This window comes from Marinobacterium aestuariivivens (assembly GCF_042661465.1).
Taxonomy (GTDB): domain Bacteria; phylum Pseudomonadota; class Gammaproteobacteria; order Pseudomonadales; family Balneatricaceae; genus Marinobacterium_A; species Marinobacterium_A aestuariivivens.
Genome location: NZ_JBHSWE010000001.1, coordinates 4,839,757 through 4,854,434 on the forward strand (window position 1 = coordinate 4,839,757; position 14,678 = coordinate 4,854,434).

Annotated in this window: 13 protein-coding genes and 2 pseudogenes; 9 read left to right on the forward strand and 6 right to left on the reverse strand. The window is 63.1% G+C overall.

The features are described 5' to 3' along the window. Positions 1–31: 31 nt before the first annotated feature. On the reverse strand, positions 32–169 hold the full coding sequence (locus ACFQDL_RS25330; RefSeq protein ID WP_379911434.1) for a hypothetical protein: 138 nt from the start codon (positions 167–169) through the stop codon (positions 32–34). Continuing rightward, positions 159–929 carry a TlyA family RNA methyltransferase gene (locus tag ACFQDL_RS25335; RefSeq protein ID WP_379911435.1) on the reverse strand — a complete coding sequence of 257 codons (771 nt, stop codon included), beginning with the start codon at positions 927–929 and terminating at the stop codon, positions 159–161. The genes ACFQDL_RS25330 and ACFQDL_RS25335 overlap by 11 nt, the downstream gene beginning before the upstream one ends. Before the next feature lie 136 nt (positions 930–1,065). Here ACFQDL_RS25335 and ACFQDL_RS25340 point away from each other — a divergent pair, with 136 nt between their 5' ends. Continuing rightward, positions 1,066–1,530: a hypothetical protein gene (locus ACFQDL_RS25340; protein ID WP_379911436.1), complete on the forward strand. Its 465-nt coding sequence runs from the start codon at positions 1,066–1,068 to the stop codon at positions 1,528–1,530. Positions 1,531–1,904: 374 nt separating this feature from the next. Here the strand turns inward: ACFQDL_RS25340 and ACFQDL_RS25345 are convergent, their stop codons facing one another. Next, positions 1,905–3,263 (reverse strand): alanine/glycine:cation symporter family protein, encoded by a 1,359-nt coding sequence (locus tag ACFQDL_RS25345; protein WP_379911437.1) that lies wholly within the window; start codon positions 3,261–3,263, stop codon positions 1,905–1,907. A 177-nt stretch (positions 3,264–3,440) separates the two neighbouring features. Continuing rightward, positions 3,441–4,673: a D-serine ammonia-lyase gene (locus ACFQDL_RS25350; protein WP_379913336.1), complete on the reverse strand. Its 1,233-nt coding sequence runs from the start codon at positions 4,671–4,673 to the stop codon at positions 3,441–3,443. A 264-nt stretch (positions 4,674–4,937) separates the two neighbouring features. Between ACFQDL_RS25350 and ACFQDL_RS25355 the strand changes: the two genes are divergently transcribed. After that, positions 4,938–5,840 carry a LysR substrate-binding domain-containing protein gene (locus ACFQDL_RS25355; protein ID WP_379911438.1) on the forward strand — a complete coding sequence of 301 codons (903 nt, stop codon included), beginning with the start codon at positions 4,938–4,940 and terminating at the stop codon, positions 5,838–5,840. A 335-nt stretch (positions 5,841–6,175) separates the two neighbouring features. Here ACFQDL_RS25355 and ACFQDL_RS25360 read toward each other — a convergent pair whose 3' ends face one another. Beyond that, complete coding sequence (locus ACFQDL_RS25360) at positions 6,176–6,703, reverse strand: Lrp/AsnC ligand binding domain-containing protein (protein ID WP_379913338.1); 528 nt, start codon at positions 6,701–6,703, stop codon at positions 6,176–6,178. Positions 6,704–6,824: 121 nt separating this feature from the next. Between ACFQDL_RS25360 and ACFQDL_RS25365 the strand changes: the two genes are divergently transcribed. From ACFQDL_RS25365 to alr, 3 genes are all read left to right on the forward strand, one after another. Continuing rightward, positions 6,825–8,093 carry a D-amino acid dehydrogenase gene (locus ACFQDL_RS25365; protein ID WP_379911439.1) on the forward strand — a complete coding sequence of 423 codons (1,269 nt, stop codon included), beginning with the start codon at positions 6,825–6,827 and terminating at the stop codon, positions 8,091–8,093. 218 nt (positions 8,094–8,311) lie between these two features. After that, positions 8,312–8,701: a RidA family protein gene (locus ACFQDL_RS25370; protein WP_379911440.1), complete on the forward strand. Its 390-nt coding sequence runs from the start codon at positions 8,312–8,314 to the stop codon at positions 8,699–8,701. A 73-nt stretch (positions 8,702–8,774) separates the two neighbouring features. Continuing rightward, entirely contained in the window at positions 8,775–9,857 is a 1,083-nt protein-coding gene (gene alr, locus ACFQDL_RS25375) for an alanine racemase (protein ID WP_379911441.1), read from the forward strand. Positions 9,858–9,923: 66 nt separating this feature from the next. Here the strand turns inward: alr and ACFQDL_RS25380 are convergent. After that, a pseudogene (locus ACFQDL_RS25380) lies at positions 9,924–11,710 on the reverse strand (DEAD/DEAH box helicase). A gap of 197 nt (positions 11,711–11,907) precedes the next feature. Between ACFQDL_RS25380 and yciA the strand changes: the two are divergent. The 4 genes and pseudogenes from yciA (at position 11,908) to ACFQDL_RS25400 (ending at position 14,565) form a co-directional block, all read left to right on the forward strand. Continuing rightward, the gene (gene yciA / locus ACFQDL_RS25385) at positions 11,908–12,312 is read left to right on the forward strand and encodes an acyl-CoA thioester hydrolase YciA (protein WP_379911442.1); all 405 of its coding nucleotides are present in this window, start codon (positions 11,908–11,910) and stop codon (positions 12,310–12,312) included. A 99-nt stretch (positions 12,313–12,411) separates the two neighbouring features. Then, on the forward strand, positions 12,412–13,518 hold the full coding sequence (locus ACFQDL_RS25390) for a D-alanyl-D-alanine carboxypeptidase family protein (protein ID WP_379911444.1): 1,107 nt from the start codon (positions 12,412–12,414) through the stop codon (positions 13,516–13,518). Between the two features lie 208 nt (positions 13,519–13,726). After that, a pseudogene (locus tag ACFQDL_RS25395) lies at positions 13,727–13,984 on the forward strand (TraB/GumN family protein); the annotation flags it as partial. A gap of 23 nt (positions 13,985–14,007) precedes the next feature. Next, complete coding sequence (locus tag ACFQDL_RS25400; RefSeq protein WP_379913340.1) at positions 14,008–14,565, forward strand: TraB/GumN family protein; 558 nt, start codon at positions 14,008–14,010, stop codon at positions 14,563–14,565. The last annotated feature ends 113 nt before the right edge of the window (positions 14,566–14,678 follow it).

Sequence of the window (14,678 nt, forward strand, 5' to 3'; positions counted from 1 at the left end):
CGGCGCAGCCGGCGCTCCTGCTTGCCCCGGATCAGCCATACGGCCCCCGGGTCATCGCGTCCTTGAGGCGCTTTTTCGGCAGGCCGCTTTCGGTCGCCAGGTAATCGAGAGCGCAGGCAACGGGGCCCTCGGTTTTGAGCTTGAGTTCGATCACATCCTTATCGGTCATCGTTTTTCACCGCCAGCAGCAGAAATTCGGTATTGCCGTCACCGCCCTTGATCGGGCTTGCCAGGTAATTCTCGACCCTGAGTCCCAGGCCTTTGCAGCAACCACTGACCTCGACTTCGACCTGTTCGTAGAGGCGGCTGTCGCGCACGATTCCGCCCTTGCCGATACCGCCGGGCCCGACCTCGAACTGGGGTTTGACCAGGCTGATCAGGCGTCCGCCGGGGCGGATCAGCGGCGCCAGCGAGGGCAGTATCTTGGTCTGGGATATAAAGGACACGTCCATGACCGCCAGGTCGAAGCCGCCACCGTCTGGGCTGTGGGGGAGCAGGGTTTCGGCGGGCAGGTCGCGGGCATTCATCCCCTCGTAGCAGACCACGCGCGGGTCCTGCCGCAGTTGCGGGGCGAGCTGGTCGTGGCCGACCTCGACGCCAACGACGAGTGCCGCGCCTGCCTGCAGCAGGCAGTCGGTGAAGCCGCCGGTGGATTGACCGACATCGAGCGCCACCATGCCGGTCACATCCAGGCCGCTGTGCGCCAGGGCGCCCTGCAGTTTGAGGGCGCCACGGGAGACGAAGCGGTCCTGCGGGTCCGCTTCGACCTCGAGCGGCGTGTCACAGGGCAGTTTCAGGCCGGGCTTGGTGATCGCCTGCCAGTCGGCACCGGCCTGTGCGCGAACCCGTCCATCCTTGATGAGCCGCTGGGCATGGGTGCGGGAACTGGCCAGTGACCGTTCCACCAGGAGCATATCGATACGTTGCATCTGTCATTCCGCTTGTCGAACCGGGCGCCATTATACAGCGCTTTTCCCGGCGGGTGGCGCTCGGCCCGGCAGCCGTGGGCTAGAGGCGCAGGCTTCCTGTAGGCTACACTGACGAAAATACTCGGGAAGTGGACAGATGAAAGGATACGTACGATTAGTGGCCTCATTGATGGGGGCTCTGGGTGTACTGTCGATGCCCGCGCAGGGCGCCAGCGAACAGGCGATCCGCGAATGCCAGGCTCATATGAACCCGCTGGTGGTCAGTCAGTGCGTCGCCAAGCTCAAGTCCAAGGCCAACCGGCTCGAGGAGATCGAGTGCCGCAAGGATCTGGAATGCTGGAGCGAGCGCTACAGTGAAAGCGCCCAGAAGAACTGCGCCACCGGTTTTGCCCGCGCGGCGCACTGGGACGCGCGCTGGTGGTCGATCTGGGACGAGGAGACGCTGACCCATGTGCGCTGGCGCTCCCGCGGCGAAGGCATCCTCGAGTATTATCTCGACAATGGCAGCATGCGCCTGGTCTGCGCCTTCAATCCACAGATGCCGCAAAAGGTGCAGGTACAGTACGGGCCGGTCGCGGGAGAAGCGGGGCTGGAGCTTTAAGAGACAGTTAACCGTTGGAAGTTGACAGTGTGTAGGATGGGTGGAACGGCGCTCGGACACGGGATAGTCGATCCTGACAAAGCCAGGGCGTCGTGCAACCCATCACATCGATCGTATTCCAGGTCGATTCGTTTGGACCGGTATGGTGGTGTGTTACGGATTCATAGATCCTGGCACGCAGCCCGAGCCCTTTGGGCGCCAGCTTGGCACCGCAGAAACCGGGACATTGATGGGTTACGCTGCCCCAGGCGGCGGTGCCATGGGGGTAATACAGGAGCAATGGCAGCTTCACCCATCCTACAATCCCGGGATTACTGCCTCCCAAAAATGAAAAAGGCCGGCAAGTTGCCGGCCTTTGCGAGTATCCCGTCTGATCAGAGGTCTTTGTTGTTGGCAAAGAACTCGCGGGTGATCTGGAACACCACCGGGCTCAGCAGTGCCAGGGCGATCAGGTTGGGGATCGCCATGAAGGCGTTGAGCGTATCGGCGACCAGCCAGATGAAATCCAGGCTCAGCACGGCGCCGGCCGGGATCGCCAGGATCCAGAGCACGCGATACGGCGCGATGGCCTTGACGCCGAAGATGTATTCGACGCAGCGTTCGCCGTAGAAGGACCAGCCGATAATGGTGGTGAAGGCGAAAATCGCCAGGGCGATCGCCACCAGGTAGTTGCCGACGCCCGGCAGTGCAGCGGCGAAGGCCGCCGAAGTCAGGGCCGCGCCGGATTCGCCGCCGGTCCAGACGCCCGAGGTCACGATAACGAGACCGGTGATGGTGCAGATCATGATGGTATCGATGAAGGTTCCGAGCATCGCGACCAGACCCTGACGCACCGGACTCTTGTTCTGGGCTGCGGCGTGAGCAATCGGCGCGGAGCCAAGGCCCGCTTCATTGGAAAAGATGCCGCGAGCCACACCGAAACGGATCGCCGCCCAGACCGCGGCGCCGGCGAAGCCGCCTTCGGCTGCGATTGGCGAGAACGCATGGGTGAAGATCAGATTGAAGGCATGGGGGATCTGTTCGGCATTGATTGCCAGCACGACCAGGCCTGCGACGATATAGGATACCGCCATCACCGGCACCAGGGCGCCGGCAACATGACCGATGCGGCGGATGCCGCCGATCAGTACGGCGCCGACCAGTACCATGGCGACCACGCCGCTGACCCAGGTCGGCAGGCCGAAGTTGGCTTCCATGACGCTGGCGATGGAGTTGGACTGAACGGTGTTGCCGATACCGAAGCCGGCGCAGGCACCGAAAATCGCGAAGGCCATGCCGAGCCAGGCCCAGCCTTTGCCCAGGCCGTTCTTGATGTAGTACATGGGGCCGCCGACATGGTTGCCCTCTGCATCGACCTCGCGATATTTCACTGCCAGAACGGCTTCGGAATACTTGGTGGCCATGCCCACCAGCGCGGTGATCCACATCCAGAACAGGGCGCCCGGGCCGCCGAGGAAGACCGCGGTCGCGACGCCGGCGATATTGCCGGTACCGACGGTCGCGGACAGCGCGGTCATCAGTGCCTCGAATGGGGAGATCTCCCCGGTGCTTTCTTCATCTTTGGCGGCCTTGCGGCCTTGCCAGAGCAGTTTGAAACCGGTGCCGAGCTTGAGAATCGGCATCAGCCGCAGACCCAGCGACAGGAATAGCCCGACGCCGAGAATCAGGACCAGCATCATCGGGCCCCAGACAATACCGTTAATCTCACCGATTATGGACTTGATCAACTCCATGAGACGGAAACCTCCCGTTTGTTATTGTTTTCATGCAGCCCCGGATAGGGACCGATGATTGCGAACCCCGCTGCGGTCAGCTTGGGGGACAACCCGGATCGCGCCCGACGGTGGTAGTCATCGAATGCGGCCAGTTATTAAAGTTTCATGTTGGAAACTTTGGCTATTTTAATCACTTCAAGTTTCTTTTGAAGCGATTTTTCCTATTTCGAGAAAATTCCTGTATTCGCTTTCAGGCACCAGCTGTCCGCCGGTGCTCCAGATCAGATGCGTCGCTTTGTCCATCCGCCGGGCAAGGTCCGCGTGTTGGCGGAGTCCGTCAACACTCCCGATCAGCCGGGCCGGACCCTGAATGCCTGCGGCGGCCGAGGGTTCGATGTCGATGCCTTCGGCCTGGTGGAGCCGGTAGAGGTCCCGGAACAGGCTGTCGTCGGTGACGGTGTAAACGCCGCTGACCTGGCTGCCTACGCGCTCGCAGACCCATTCGGACGCCCGTCCGACCGCCAGGCCGTCGGCTTCGGTACGGCAGTCGAGGCCTATCTCGCTCACCGCTGGCACGGTCGGATCGAGCAGTCCAAGCAGGACCGACGGCGCTTCGACCGGTTCTGCGAAGAAACAGTGCACGGCGGCGCCGAACAGCTGTCTCAGGCCGAAGCAGATACCGCCGGGTGCGCCGCCGACACCACAGGGAATATAGACCAGCAATGGGTGCTCGGCGTCCACGGGGATGCCGGCGTCGTGCAGCTGCTGCCGCAGCCTCAGCGCCGCGACGGCATAACCGTGGAACAGCCTGGGCGAGTTTTCATCGTCAACGAAGTAGCCGGCAGGGTCGGCGAGGGTGGCGGCGCGACCCGCGGCCACCGCGGCACTGTAATCGCCATCGTATTCGACGACCCGAACACCGCGATCGCGCAGGCGCTGTTTTTTCCAGGCCTTGGCATCGCTCGACATGTGCACCTGGGTATCGAAACCGAGTGCGGCGCCGATCATGCCGATACTGAGCCCGAGATTTCCGGTGCTGGCGACGCCGAGGCTGTGACGTGCAAACAGCGCCCGGGCTTCGGCGCGGGCCAGCTTGCGGTAGTCGTCGCCGGTGTCGCGCAGCAGTCCATTGTGAAGCGCCAGTTGTTCTGCGTGACAAAGCACTTCGTGAAATCCGCCCCTGGCCTTGACCGACCCGGCGACGGGCAGGGCGTGATCGGCCTTGAGCAGCACCCGGCCCGGTATGCCGAGCCTGTCCTGCAGCTTCGGTAGCGGGAGGAGGGTTGATTCGATCAGGCCCGAAGAGGGCGCAAGCTCCGGGAACAGCTGGGCGAGCAGGGGGCACAGCGCTGCAGGCGTGCCGCGGCGTCGTCGATTGCCCCGCGGTCGGGCGTCGGTGGCGCCCCATCGCAGCGGGGGTTGTGCCAGAAGAGAGGCGTCCTGGCGGCGAGTCGCTGTCTGACCGTTGTCTCATGCTGTGCTGCCACTCGAATTCCCCTGCGAAATCGGATCGGACGGCTATTCTGGTTTCAGAGCCGGCAGGCTGCAATCGATGCTTTGTAAAGATGACTATAGCTCTGCTAAAGATAGGATGCGGGGTGGATTTGTAAAAAATGCCGCAACCACGGCGGCAGGGCTTCGCAAAGGGGCTGGCTTTGCTTTACTTGTTCCAAACCCCGCCCGGAGTCACCGATGATCAATGCCCAGATACTGGCTGCCCTGAGAACCTTCGAAGCCGCATCCGGCGCCCTCAGTTTTACCCGGGCCGCAGCGAAGCTCAACGTCACCACCGGCGCCGTGAGTCAGCAGATCAAGCATCTGGAATCGCAGCTGGGCTTCAAGCTGTTCGACCGGCTGCCCCGGGGCTTGCGCCTGACCGCCGAGGGGCAGCAGCTCTATGCCGTCGTGCACCGCTGTCTGCTGGACCTCGACAGCTGTGTGCAGCGTCTGCAGCATCAGATGCTGGAAGGGCATATCCGCTTTCGCTCCACGCCGTCGCTGCTGTTCAAGTGGCTGGTGCCCCGGCTGCACCGCTTTCACGCCCGCTACCCCGACATCCATGTCGAAACCTTCGCCGAGGAGGCGCTGCTCAAAACCGAGCCGCGGGATTTCGATCTGGCGATCGACTACAGTTTCGGCGAGTACCCTGAACTGGAGGCGGAAAAGCTGCTGCCGGAGATCCTGTTTCCGGTGGCGAGTCCCGACTATGCGGCGGGACGGGACTGGCGGGACCCCGCCGCCTGGCAGGGGCTGACTCTGCTGCACGACTCGGTACCCTGGCGGGGAGCGGCGCGCGACGCCGAGTGGCGCTACTATCTGGACCAGATCGGTCTGGGGGCTGTCGAAAGCGCGCGAGGTCACTATTTCAATCGCGCGGACCTCGCGATCGAGGCGGCCGCGGCCGGGCTCGGGGTGGCGCTGGCCCGGGGCAGCCTGATCGACAGCGACCTGGCAAGCGGCCGTCTGGTGGCGCCGCTGCCGTCCGTCGATGCCTGTTGCGCCTACTATCTGATCTATCGGCCCGGCGCCCTCGATGATGTCCGGATCCGGGTCTTCTTCGACTGGCTCCGGGGGCTGCCGGAAAGTGCTGCCTAGGCAGGGTATTGCTTCTGCATAATCTGCACAGAGGCGGGGCGGCTTTCCGCCATCCCTGGCCCAGCTTGGGTTCGGCGGCGAAGCCGTGACACCCAACACCCGTGCCGCCTGCTGCCAATCGATCTGTACAGCGATCGATCTGACGGGTTTCGCGATGCCCGGACCATACGGGAAGCGTTTGGGATGGCTGGGGTGCATCGTTGCACCCATCCTCTCATAACTTAGTCAACTCCTGTTTCTCACTGTTTTACGGTGTCTCTTGGCAACACGGATTTGTGACCTGCGGTTAGACTCCGCCTCACGCCTCACGCCTCACGCCTCACGCTACGGGAGCTTCAATAGCTCCTGGGCTTGCTGATATCGATCGGCAAAGCCAGCGACTCCTTCACCTCTTCCATCACGATATAGCTCTTGGAGTTCTTGACGCCGGGGAGTGTCAGCAGCATTTCGCCCAGCAGCTCCCGATATTCGGTCATGTCGCTGATCCTGGCCTTGAGCAGATAGTCCGAATCTCCCGACACCAGGTGGCACTCCAGTATGTAGGGCAGGGTGGCGACCGCCTTGTTGAAGCGGTCGAAGGCGTCGGGCGACTGGTATGAGAGGGCGATCTCGACGAACACCAGCATGCTGTATCCGAGCGCTTCCGGGTTGACCCTGGCGTAGTAGCCTTCGATGTAGCCGTCCTTTTCAAGCCGCTTGACGCGCTCCATGCAGGGCGTGGTCGACAGTCCCACGCGATCCGCGAGCTCGGTGTAGGAGATGCGTCCCTCGAACTGCAGCGTACGCAGAATGTTCATGTCGATGCGGTCGAGCTTGCGCTTTTTCTGGGGGGCGGGATGTGACCATAAATATTTCCGGTAGATGACATTGTAAGCAGATTATTATCCGAAAAAATAGCTAATACGCAAAAAAATTCTGCGCATTAATCGTTAAACTGCAACACATATTATCGCTAATGATCGAACAATAATCAGGGGTTGCCTCATGCATATCATCATACTCGGTAGCGGCGTTGTCGGTGTCACCAGTGCCTGGTATCTCGCCAGTGCCGGCCACGAGGTCACCGTGGTCGATCGTCAGTCCGCCGCGGCAATGGAGACCAGCTTCGGTAATGCCGGGCAGGTTTCGCCGGGCTACTCGGCGCCCTGGGCCGCGCCCGGCGTGCCGGTCAAGGCGGTCAAGTGGCTGATGCAGGATCTGTCGCCGCTGATGATCAAGCCGACCCTCGATTATAACTTCTATCAGTGGATGAGCAGGATGCTGGCCAACTGCACGGAAGGCAAGTATCAGGTCAACAAGGGACGCATGGTGCGCATTGCCGAATACAGCCGCGACTGCCTCAAGGCATTGCGCGAGGAAGTCGGCATCGATTACGAGCATCGCACCGGCGGTACGCTGCAGCTGTTCCGCACACAGAAACAGGTCGACGGTTCCGCGAAGGATATCAAGGTACTGCAGGAGCTTGGTGTACCCTATGAGGTGCTTGACCGTGATGGCTGTGCCGATCGTGAGCCGGCGCTCAACTACGTCAAGGACAAGATCGTCGGCGGTCTGCGCCTGCCGGGCGACGAAACCGGTGATTGCTTCAAGTTCACCCAGGCCCTGGCTGCCAAGTGCGAAGAGATCGGTGTGAAGTTCATGTACAACACCGATATCGACGGTCTGCTGACGGACAAGGGCGATATCGTCGGCGTCAAAACCCGTCAGGGCGTGCTGAAGGCGGACCGTTATCTGGTATGTCTGGGCAGCTACAGCCCGCTGCTGCTGAAGCAGATCGACATGCGTCTGCCGATCTACCCGGTCAAGGGGTATTCGCTGACGCTGCCGGTCGTCGACGAGTCCCGTGCGCCGGTCTCCACGGTGATGGATGAAACCTACAAGGTGGCCGTTACCCGGTTCCGTGACCGTATCCGTGTCGGCGGCAGTGCGGAGCTCGCCGGCTATGATCTTTCGATGCCGGAGAAACGCCGCGCCAACGTCGATTTCGTGGTCACCGACCTGTTCGGCGGCGGCGGCGACATGGATCGCTCCGAATTCTGGACCGGCCTGCGGCCGATGACGCCGGATGGCACCCCGATTCTCGGCGCCACCCGTTTCCCGAGCCTGTACCTGAATACCGGTCACGGCACCCTGGGCTGGACGATGTCGCTGGGCTCGGCGAAGTTCGTCAGCGACCTGCTCTGCGGGCGGCCGACCGATATCGATCCGGCAGGCCTGTCCATCGACCGCTATCCCTTCGCCTACGCCAGCTAATGGCAAGCGGCAAGCGGCACCTGCGTATCCCGCAGGCTGCCGCGCGCAGTCGCCGTTGCCGCAATTGCGCCAACGGCGTCGCTCCGGCGACTGACATTTGAGCTGTAATCGTGGACACTTAAGAGCAGGGTTCGGGACTCCTCCGCCCGGATCCTGCTCTTAAGTGTCTAATCGGGTATCCGAGAGGGATATCCATTTTTCAGCAACAAGGAAACGACATGGCAAATCGCAGCGTTATCAGCACCGACAAGGCCCCGGCGGCGATCGGTACCTACTCCCAGGCCGTCAAGGTCGGCAACACCGTGTACATCTCCGGCCAGATCCCGCTGGATCCGGCGACCATGGACGTGGTGAACGCCTCCTTCGAAGACCAGGCGGTTCGGGTATTCGAAAACCTCAAGGCGATTGCGGAGGAAGCCGGTGGTTCCCTGAACCATTGCGTCAAGCTGACCATCCTGCTGTCGGATCTGGCGAACTTTGCCCAGGTCAACGAAGTAATGGCGCGCTATTTCTCCGAGCCCTATCCTGCGCGTGCGGCCTATGCGGTCAAGCAGTTGCCCAAGGACGTGGATATCGAAGTTGAAGCGATCATGGTGACCGGGGACTGATCCCGGACACTTCGGGCCGGCCCCGCGTTGCGCGGGTGCCGGCCTGCGGCCTATCGGCATCGGAGGAGTCAGTATGAGCCGAGCAGCAAGAGCCAGTATCGACCTGGACGCCATTCGTCACAATTATCGCCTTGCCAAATCCCAGTCATCCCGGGCCCGAGCGGCCGCCATCATCAAGGCCAATGCCTATGGTCACGGCGCCATCGCCGTCGCCCGTGCGCTGCACACCGAGGCCGATGCCTTCGGTGTCGCCTGTATCGAGGAGGCCGTGGAGTTGCGCGACGCCGGCATCGGGCAGCCAATCGTATTGCTCGAGGGGTTCTTCGAAGCGGACGAGCTGGACTATATCGCCCGCCACAATCTCTGGACCGCCATCCACAGTGTGCATCAGATCGAAGCCCTGGCCCGGGCGCAGCTGCCGAATCCGGTCAATGTCTGGCTGAAGATGGATTCCGGCATGCACCGTCTCGGTATCGAGCCGGATCGCTTTCAGCAGGCCTACCGCCGACTGCGCAGTCTCGATCAGGTGGCGGATATCACCCTGATGAGCCACTTTGCCTGTGCCGACGAGCTGGATCTCGACGTCACCCGCGAGCAGATCAGGCGTTTCGACCAGGCAGCGGAGGGTATCGACGCGCCCCAGAGCCTGTCCAATTCCCCGGCCACCCTGGCCTGGCCCGAGGCGCATCGCGACTGGCTGCGCCCGGGGCTGATGCTGTACGGCGCCACGCCTTTCGAGGTAGAGCAGGCGCAGGCGGCAAAACTGCAGGCGGCGATGACGCTGACGACCGAGATCATCGCTATTCATGATCTGCAGACCGGCGATGCCGTCGGCTACGGCGCAGGCTTCGTCTGTCAGCGCCCGAGCCGCATTGCGACCCTTGCCATGGGGTACGGCGATGGATATCCGCGGCACGCCGTCAACGGTACGCCGGTCGTGGTCAATGGCCAGCGCACGGTAACGGCCGGGCGGGTGTCGATGGACATGATGACCATCGATATCACCGATATTCCGGGTACAGCGATCGGTAACAAGGTCGAGCTGTGGGGCTCGCAACTGCCGGTATCGGAAGTGGCGCGCTATTGCGGCACCATCCCCTATACGCTGCTGACCTGTCTGACCCGTCGCGTCGCGATCGAATATCGCAACGCCTGAACATCCGGTCGTAAAAAAGCCCGCTATCGCAGCGGGCTTTTTATTTCGTCGTGTCGATTCCCAGGGCTATTTGGCGGGGCGGCGCGCGGCGTTGTCGCGGCCCTTGCCCTTGCCTTTGCCCTTGCCCTTGTAGCCGCCGCCAGGGCGGCGTTCGCGCGGAGCGCTGTCCGGCTGCTCGCCGGCGGCATGGATATTGAGGCGCTGGCCGCAGACGAAGGCCTTCTTCAGTACCTGCATCACCTCTTTGGACATGCCGGCCGGCAGGTCCACGGTGCTGTAGTCGTCGAAGAGATCGATCTGGCCGATCAGGTTGGCGGCGATGCCAGCCTCGTTGGCGATGGCGCCGACGATGTTTTTCGGCATCACGCCGTGGCTGCGCCCGACCATGACCACGTAGCGCTGCATCTGGATATCCGGATGATCCTTCAGCGGACGGGCGTTCGGGTTGACGTTGATCGGGCCGCGACGGCTGCGTGTCTCGCGATCGTCGCGCCTCTCGTCACGAAAGTCACGCGGCGTCGGGATCTCGCGCTCGTCGAGCAGCAGCGGGGTTTCGCCCTGGACCAGTGCCGCCAGTGCGGCCGCGACACGCATCGGATCGGTGTCGTGCTCCTTCTGATACTCGCTCAGCAGGTCGAGATAGAGCGACAGATCGTCGTTGTCGAGGGTGTCGCTGATGCGTTGCATGAAGCGTTCGACGCGCTTTTCGTTTATGGCACCGACGGTCGGCAGGTCCATGCGCTGGATCGGCTGGCGGGTCGCCTTCTCGATCGCGCCCAGCATGCGGGTTTCGCGCGGCGCGACAAACAGGATCGCTTCGCCCTTGCGACCGGCGCGACCGGTGCGGCCGATGCGGTGCACGTAGGATTCGGTGTCGTACGGGATGTCGTAGTTCAGAACGTGGCTGATGCGCTCGACGTCAAGGCCACGGGCGACCACATCGGTGCCGACCAGGATATCGATCTTGCCGTTCTTGAGGCGCTCGACGATGCGCTCGCGCTGCTGCTGGGAGATGTCGCCGTTCAGGGCCTCGGCGGCATAGCCGCGGGCGGACAGCTTCTCGGCCAGCTCTTCGGTGCTCGACTTGGTGCGCACGAAGATCAGCATGGCGTCGAACGGTTCGATCTCGAGAATCCGGGTCAGGGCGTCCAGCTTGTGGTGGCCGCTGACGCGCAGGTATTTCTGCGTGATCGTCGTCGCCGTCGCGGTCTTGGATGCGATCCTGACCTCTTCGGCATCCTGCAGATATTTTTGCGCCACACGCTTGATCTGCGCAGGCATGGTGGCCGAGAAAAGTGCGATCTGACGAGTGGCCGGCGTATGCTCGAGGATCCATTCGACATCGTCGATAAAGCCCATGCGCAGCATCTCGTCGGCTTCGTCGAGCACCAGCGAGGTCAGGTTGTCGAGCTTGAGCGAGCCGCGACGCAGGTGGTCCATGACGCGGCCCGGCGTGCCGACGATGACCTGGGCTCCGCGGCGCAGCTGGCGCAATTGGGTGTCGTAGGCCTGGCCGCCGTAGATCGGCAGAACGTGGAAGTCCGGAATGTGCTTGGCATAGGTCTGGCACGCTTCAGCGACCTGGATCGCCAGCTCGCGGGTCGGTGCCAGCACCAGAAGTTGCGGTTCCTGGCGGCTGGTATCGAGACGGGACAGCAGCGGCAGCGCAAAGGCCGCGGTCTTGCCGGTACCGGTCTGGGCCATGCCCAGCAGGTTCTTGCCATTGATCAGGTGCGGGATGCTGGCGGCCTGAATGGGGAGGGGCTTTCATAACCGACATCGGTCAGCGCCTTTAGGACCGGTTCAGACAGGCCGAGGGAGGCAAAGGAGAGCTGTTCACCAGCATCTGACATAGATAGAAGTACCTGTGAAAACTATAAGAGGCCGTGCCAACAGGCACCGGGCCGGGATGGGAAAGGCGGCAAAGTATATACCAATCGCTTTGTGAAGTCCATTGCCATGGCGCGGCCAGCGACCGGAGGTGCCGTAGCGGCTATACTCGCGGTTTTGGAACGCCGGCCCTGAAGCCGGCAGCATGAAGGAGAGTTCGATGACGCAGAACCTGGATAAGCCCTGTGGTCAGTTGCTGCTGCGTACCCTGGCGATGCCGGGCGATACCAACACCAATGGCGACATCTTCGGTGGCTGGATCATGTCCCAGATGGATATCGCCGGCGGTATCCGGGCCCAGGAGATCGCCCAGGGGCCCATCGTGACGGTGGCGGTCGATTCGATGAAGTTCATCAAGCCCGTGCAGGTGGGGGACGTCGTCTGCTGTTACGGCTCCGTGATCAGGCTCGGCACCACTTCGGTGGCGCTCAAACTCGAGGTCTGGATACGTCCGCGCCAGTGTCACGACGGCGACAGCGGCCCCCGCTACAAGGTAACCGAGGCGGCCTTTACCTACGTCGCGATCGACGAGAACGGCGCCAAGCGCATGATCCCGCGCCCTTGATCCCGGGGTCGCGGCCTGTCGTTTTTGGCCATCCTGGCCTATCGTTTCCCTGTGGCGGACAGGCCCTGTCCGTCCCGGCCCGGTTCTGCGGAGGCGCCCATGCTTGCCACTCCTGTATCGAGTCCGCGGTTTGCCGGCAGCGCTGTGCTTGTGCTGACACTGCTGTTTGCATCTGCTGTCGCAACCGCGGCCGACGAGCTTTCGCCCCGGCTCCTGCTGGATGCCGGCAGCGGCCGGGTGCTGCAGCAGCAGGCGACCGGCCGGCTCTGGTACCCCGCCTCGCTGACCAAGCTGATGACGCTCTACCTTGCCTTCGAAGCGCTGGCGGACGGGCGTCTGAGCCTTGATCAGTCGCTGCCGGTATCGCAACGGGCCGCGGCACAGCCCGCAGTGAAGCTGGGTCTCAGGGCCGGTGCTTCCCTCAGTGTCGAACAGGCGATTCAGGCGCTGGCGACCATTTCGTCGAACGATGTGGCGGTGGTGCTGGCCGAGGCGCTGGCGGGCAGCGAAGCGGCCTTCGCCGATCAAATGACGCAGCGTGCGGCGTCGTTCGGCATGCTCGATACCCGTTTTCGCAATGCCTCCGGGCTGCCGGACCCGGGCCAGGTGACGACGGCGCGAGACATGGCCATTCTGGCGCAGCGCCTGTACCGCGACTTCCCGCAGCGCATGGCGCTGTTTTCCGCCCGCAGTTTCGCTTTCAACGGCCACCGTCACGGCAGCCACAACCCGCTGCTCGGCGGCTATCCCGGCGCGGACGGTCTCAAGACCGGGTTTACCTGCGATTCCGGCTACAACATGGTGGCTACGGCGACGCGGGACGATCGCCGGCTGGTGGCCGTCGTGCTCGGTGCCGCGAGTCGGGCCAGTCGCGACCGGCAGGTCAGGGCGCTGCTCGACAGCGGCTTCGCGGTTGCGGACGCCTTGGAGGCCTTGCCGGCGCTCTCGGATCTGCCGGCCCGGATTTCCCGGGCTTGCCGCCCCCGCGACTGTTGCCGGGGGTCTGTTCCACCGGTGTGGCATCGGAAAGCCGCTCGGTCTGGCCGATCGAAAGCTGGGGCGTGCTGCTGGGTATCTATCCCGGCAAGGCCGATGCGCGCCGGGCGGCGCGCCGGGCGCAGTCCCAGTTGGGCGGCCTGCCGTCGGGGCGGGTACTGCTGCTCGAGCGGGAGATGGAAAGGGGGACATCCTGGAAGGTACTGCTGATCGGTTATGGCCGTGACAATGTCGGCAAAATCTGCCTGCGGCTCTGGTCACGAGATCTGGAGTGCGTGGCCCAGCCGCCGTTTATGCTCAACCTGCCGGGATACAGCAGGCGATAGGGGCTGTTGACGTTTGTGGATATGTCCTGCCGGAGGCTGTTTTCGCACAATACAGCCCCTAAGGAGCTGGAATGAAAGGTATTTGCCTGGGCATGCTGTTGTGGTTGCCGACGACCCTGCTGGCGGACGGCGCGGTCTGGCGCGTAGGACCCGAGTCGGGGCCGGCGCTGTACCTGGCCGGTACGGTACATCTGCTGCGGGCCCAGGACCTGCCGCTTCCGGATGTGTTTGACCGCGCCTATCGCGAGGCCGATCGTCTGGTGTTCGAAACCGACCTGGCACAGTTGGCCAGCCCCGCGACCCAGTTGCTGCTGGCCCGGTATCTGCGCCTGCCGACCGGGCAGCGCCTTTCGCGGCAGGTGACGGGCAGGACCTGGCGGCGACTGAGCGAGTATGCGCACAGTCGCGGACTGGCGCCCGAGCTTCTCGACGCGCTACGCCCGGGTGGGGTGGTGCTGTGGCTGCTGGGCGTCGAGATGGCACGCCTGGGGGCGACCGAGGAGGAGTCGATCTGCTTCTCTACCGTCGCGCGGCGCGGGACGGAAAACCGACCTCGGGGCTGGAGCCGATCGAGCGGCATCTGGGTTATCTGCTTGAGATGGGGCAGGAGGATACCGATCTTTTTCTGCGGCAGATGCTAGACGAACTCGAACAGAGTGGCGAGATGCTGGATCCGCTGATCGAGGCCTGGCGCTCCGGCGACGAGCAGCGGCTCGAGAGCCTGCTGGTCGAGGAGCTGCGCATCGGTTATGCGTCGGTGTACAAGCGCCTGCTGGTGGATCGAAACGAACTCTGGTGGCCGGTACTGCAGCGTCTTATGCAAACGCCGGAAACCGAGCTGGTGCTGGTCGGAGCGGCTCATCTGATCGGTCCCGACGGTCTGCTGACGAGGTTTCGTGCACAGGGCATGACGGTCGAACCTCTGGATTGACCTGTGGGCCACCGGTATTTTCGGGCCGCTGGCAGGAAGCCCCGCAGGTATCCGGTGCCGTCGGTGGAATTCGTGCCTTCGGCGCTCATTCCACCCTACGGGTTGGTTCGGGT